The sequence below is a fragment of the Mycobacterium sp. E3247 genome (assembly GCF_001667785.1).
In the GTDB taxonomy this organism is placed as follows: domain Bacteria; phylum Actinomycetota; class Actinomycetes; order Mycobacteriales; family Mycobacteriaceae; genus Mycobacterium.
In genome coordinates, this window is record NZ_LZJG01000447.1 from 1 (window position 1) to 5388 (window position 5388).

Annotated in this window: 2 protein-coding genes; both read left to right on the forward strand. The window is 70.7% G+C overall.

Features of this window, described 5'->3' with window-relative positions; translation table 11 throughout:
• The coding region (locus tag A9X04_RS22425; protein ID WP_156764488.1) for a type I polyketide synthase at positions 1-4681 on the forward strand (4681 nt) is incomplete at its 5' end.
• Between the two features lie 19 nt (positions 4682-4700).
• On the forward strand, positions 4701-5388 hold a 688-nt coding region (locus A9X04_RS22430; RefSeq protein WP_156764489.1), incomplete at its 3' end, for an NAD-dependent epimerase/dehydratase family protein.

Consider the following 5388-nt stretch of genomic DNA (forward strand, 5'->3'; position numbering starts at 1 on the left):
CCTGCACGCCGCGTACCCGGTGTTCGCCGAGGCGTTCAACACCGTCGTGGCCGAGCTCGACCGGCACCTGCTGCGTCCCCTGCGTGAGGTCATGTGGGGTCACGACGAAAAGCTCTTGAACACCACCGAATTCGCCCAACCGGCGTTGTTCGCGGTGGAAGTCGCCCTGTTCCGGTTGCTCGAATCGTGGGGTGTCCACCCCGACATCGTGCTGGGCCACTCGATCGGAGAACTGTCGGCCGCCCACGTCGCCGGCGTGCTGTCGCTTCAGAACGCCGCCGTACTTGTGGCGGCCCGCGGCCGATTCATGCAAGCCCTGCCGGAGGGTGGGGCGATGATCGCCGTGCAGGCCACCGAGGAGGAGCTGCGGCCGCTGCTGGCCTACGAACAAGCCGTCGGCATCGCCGCCGTCAACGGGCCCACGTCCGTGGTCATTTCCGGCGCCGAGGACAAGGTGGCCGCGATCGCGAGCCGGCTGCGCACCGACGGCCGCCGCGTCCACCAGTTGGCCGTCTCCCACGCGTTCCACTCACCGCTGATGGAGCCGATGCTCGACGAATTCGGCACGGTCGCAGCCGGACTCGCGATCGGCAAGCCGGTGATTCCGATCGTGTCGAACGTGACCGGGCAGCTGGCGGCCGACGACTACGCCTCGCCCGCCTACTGGAAACGGCACATTCGCCAGGCGGTGCGGTTCGCCGACAGCGTGCGCCTGGTGCACTCGGCCGGCGGGAACCGCTTCCTCGAGGTCGGCCCCGCCAGCGGGCTCACGGCATCGATCGAGGAGACGCTTCCCGACGCTCCGGTGCTCACCATTTCTGCGCTGCGCAAGGATCGCCCCGAACCGGTGACCCTCACCCGCGCGGTCGCGCAGGGATTCGTCGCCGGGATGGACGTGGACTGGCGAGGCGTCGTCGGTACCGGCAACTTCGTGGAGCTGCCCACCTATGCCTTCGAGCGCCGGCGGTTCTGGCTCTCCGGTGACGCCGCCGCGGTCGACGCCGCGGGCCTCGGACTCGCGCCCGGCGAGCACCCGCTGCTCGGCGCGGTGGTGGACCTGCCGGCGTCCGACGGGGTGGTGCTGACGGGCCGGTTGTCGCCCGGCGCGCAGGGCTGGCTGGCCGACCACGCCGTCGGTGGCGTCGTGCTGTTCCCCGGTGCGGGATTCGTTGAGTTGGCGGTGCGCGCCGGCGACGAAGTGGGCTGCGGCGTCATCGAGGAGCTGAATCTGGCCGCGCCCCTGGTGTTGCCCGGTTCGGGGTCGGTCGCGGTGCAGGTGGTGGTCGGCGGTGCCGACGAAGCGGGGGCCCGTGCCGTGTCGGTTTTTTCGCGCGCCGACGCGGGTTCGGGTTGGTCGTTGCACGCCGAGGGCGTGCTCCGCGCCGGGTCGGTGCAGCCGGGCGCGGACCTCTCGGTGTGGCCCCCGGTGGGCGCCACCCCGGTGGACGTCGGCGACGGCTATGAGCGCCTGGCCGAGCGCGGGTATGGCTACGGGCCGGCGTTCCGCGGCCTGACCTCGATGTGGCGCCGCGGCGACGAGGTTTTCGCCGAAGTGACCCTGCCCGCGGACAGCGGCGTCTCGGCGGCGGGCTTCGGCGTCCACCCCGTGATGCTCGACGCGGCACTGCATGCGGTGATCCTGACCGCCGACGGCGACGAGCTGCCCGAAGGTTCGATGCTGGTGCCGTTCTCGTGGCAACGGGTGTCGCTGCACGCGGCGGGCGCGGCGGCGGTGCGGGCGCGGATCGTGCCGGTCAGCGATTCCGCGGTTTCGATCGAACTCGCGGACGGGCTAGGTCTCCCCGTGCTCTCCGTGGGCTCGATGGTCGCCCGGCCGGTGACCGACCAGCAGCTGCTGGCCGCGGTCTCGAGTTCCGGCCCGGAGCGGCTCTTCGAGGTCATCTGGTCGGCCCAGCGGTCGACATCGGTGCAGCCCGTATCGGTATCTGTGTGGGGTGCAACGGAATCCGGCGAATCCGGGGCGCAACCGTCGGCGGTGGTGTTCGAGTCCGCGCCGGTGGCCGACGATGTCGTCGCCGATGTCTACGCGGCCACCCGCGCGGTGCTGCCGGTGCTGCAGTCCTGGCTAGCCCGGGATGGGGCCGGCACCCTGGTGGTGGCGACCCGCGGCGCCATGGCGTTGCCCGGAGAGGACGTCTCCGACCTCGCGGGCGCGGCGGTATGGGGCCTGGTGCGTTCGGCGCAGACCGAACACCCCGGTCGGATCGTGCTCGTCGACACCGATGGCCCGTTGGACGAGGAGTCCGTCGCCACGGCCTTGTCGGCCGGTGAGCCGCAGGTGGTGCTGCGCGGCTCGACGGTGTACACCGCCCGGGTGCACGGCAGTCGCGCCGTCGGCGGTCTGCTGGTCCCCCCGGCCGACGGGCCGTGGCGTTTGGGCATGAGCAGCTCTGGCACCTTCGAGAACCTGCGGTTGGAACGCATCCCGGACGCCGACGCCCCGCTGGGCACCGGGCAGGTCCGGGTCGCGCAGTCGGCCCTGGCCGCCAACTTCCGCGACGTGATGATCGCGCTGGGGCTGTACCCGGATCCCGACGCTGTCATGGGTATCGAGGCTTCCGGCACGGTCATCGAAACAGGTCCTGAAACAACACGTTTCGCGATCGGTGACCGCGTGATGGGCCTGTTCCCCGACGGCACCGGAACTATCGCCAGGACCGACCAGCGCCTGCTCGCCAAGGTGCCGACCGGGTGGTCGCACACGGCGGCCGCCACGGCGACGGTGGTGTTCGCCACCGCCTTCTACGCGCTGGTGGACTTGGCCGCCGCCAAGCGGGGCCAGCGGGTGCTGGTGCACGCCGCCGCCGGTGGCGTCGGCCTGGCCGCGGTGCAGCTCGCCCGCCACCTGGGGTTGGAAGTGTTCGCGACCGCCAGCAAGGGCAAGTGGAACACGTTGCGCGGCATGGGGTTCGACGACGACCACATCGCGGATTCCCGCAGCCTGGATTTCGAGGAGAAGTTCCGGGCGGTCACCGGCGGGCGCGGCGTGGACCTGGTGTTGGATTCGCTGTCCGGCGACTTCGTGGACGCCTCCTTGCGGCTCGTCGCCCCGGGCGGTGTGTTCCTGGAGATGGGCAAGACCGACATGCGGGAGCCGGAGGCCGTCGCCCGGGAACACCCCGGTGTGCGCTACCGCGCCTTCGATCTCTTCGAGGCCGGACCGGACCGCATCGCGCAGATCCTCGACGAGCTGGTCGCCCTGTTCGGCGACGACGTGCTACGGCCGTTGCCGGTGACCAGGTTTGACGTACGGCGTGCGCCGGCGGCGTTGCGGTATCTGAGCCAGGCCCGCCACGTCGGCAAGGTCGTGATGACCATGCCCGACGCCTGGGCGGCCGGCACCGTGTTGATCACCGGTGCCACGGGGATGGCGGGTTCGGCGTTGGCCCGCCACGTGGTGACGCGCCACGACGCGCGCAACCTGGTGTTGGTGAGCCGGCGCGGCCTGGACGCGCCGGGCGCCGCGGAACTGGTCACGGAGCTCATCGCCGCCGGAGCCGAGGTGCAGGTGGTGGCCTGTGACGCCGCCGACCGGGAGGCACTGGCCAAGGTGATCACTGATATCCCGGTGCAGCGGCCGCTGTCGGGCGTGATCCACGCGGCCGGCGTGCTCGACGACGCGGTGATTTCCTCGCTCACCCCGGAGCGAGTGGCGGCGGTGCTGCGGGCCAAGGTCGATGCGGCGTGGAACCTGCACGAGCTGACCCGCGATCTGGATGTGTCGGCGTTCGTCTTGTTTTCGTCGATGGCGGGCTTGGCGGGCGCCTCGGGTCAGGCCAACTACGCGGCGGCCAACTCGTTCCTGGACGGGCTTGCGGTGCACCGGCGCACGCTGGGGCTGCCGGCGATGTCGCTGGCCTGGGGTCTGTGGGATCAGGCCAGTGGCATGACCGGCGCGCTCGGCGCCGCCGATCGCGCCCGGTTCGGCCGCGACGGGATCGTCGCGATGTCCTCGGACGAAGCGCTGGAACTGCTGGACACCGCGCTCATCGTCGACGAGCCGTTCCTGTTGCCCGCCCACATCGACCGTGCGGCACTGCGGGTCAAGTTCGACGGCGGGACGTTGCCGCCGATGTTCGTCGATCTGATCAACGCGCCGACCCGGCGCCAGGTCGACGATTCGCTGGCCGCGGCGAAGTCGAAATCGGCCCTGCTGCAGCGGCTGGAGGGGCTGCCCGAGGACGAGCAGCACGCGGTGCTACTGGACCTGGTGCGGTCCAACATCGCCACCGTGCTGGGCAACTCCAGCCCCGAGTCCATCGATCCGGACCGGGCGTTCCAGGAGTTGGGCTTCGACTCGCTGACCGCGGTCGAGATGCGCAACCGGCTGAAATCCGCCACCGGCCTGGCGTTGTCGCCCACGCTGATCTTCGACTACCCGAACTCCGCCGCGCTGGCCGGTTACATGCACCGCGAACTCGTCGGCGCAGCCGAGCAGCAGAGTCCGGTGGTCGCGCCCGGGGAAGCCGAGATACAGCGGGCGGTGGGGTCGATTCCGGTCAAACGCCTGCGGCAGGCCGGGGTGCTGGAGCTGTTGCTGGCGTTGGCGAACGAAGACGGCAACGCGCAGCCGGTCGCCGCGGTGACTTCAGAGAAGGACATCGCGGACATGGATCTCGAGGATCTGGTCAACGCGGCGCTGATGGACGACGACGAATAGTCATGAAAGTCGACAATCAGTGAGAATCGCCGTCACCGGGGCCGGCGGCGTGCTCGGCCGGGGCCTGACGTCCCGCTTGCTCAGCCAGGGCCACGACGTCATCGGGATCTCGCGGCACCGACCCGAAAGCTGGCCGAGTGCAGCCGAATTCGTCGCGGGCGACATCCGGGATAGCAGTGCGGTCAGCCGCGCGGTCGCCGGTGCCGAGGTCGTCGCGCACTGCGCGTGGGCGAACAGCCCGGGCGCCGAGGCGCGGATCAGCGATCAGGTCAACATCGGGGGCACGGCCAACGTGCTGGCGGCGATGGCTGAGTCCGGCGCCAGACGGATCGTCTTCGCGTCGTCGTCGCAGGTTTACGGCGGCGGAGATGCGCCGAAGACCGAGCACGACGCGAGGACGCCGGTCACCGCGGACGGACACTACAAGGCCCGGGCCGAGCAGCTGCTCGAGGAATCGGACCTGGAATGGGTCGCGATCCGCTCCGCGTTGATTCTCGGCCGACGCGTCGACAACTGGGTGCGTAGGTTGCTGGCGCTGCCCGTCTTTCCCGGCGGGTCGGCCGACCGTCTCATGCAGGTCGTCCACCTCGACGACGCCCTTCGGCTATTCGACCGGGCGCTGGTGGACACCGAAATCGGCAGCGGCGCCGTCAATCTCGCCGCCTCGGGCGAGCTTACCTTCCGGCGTGTCGCCGCGGCGCTCGGGC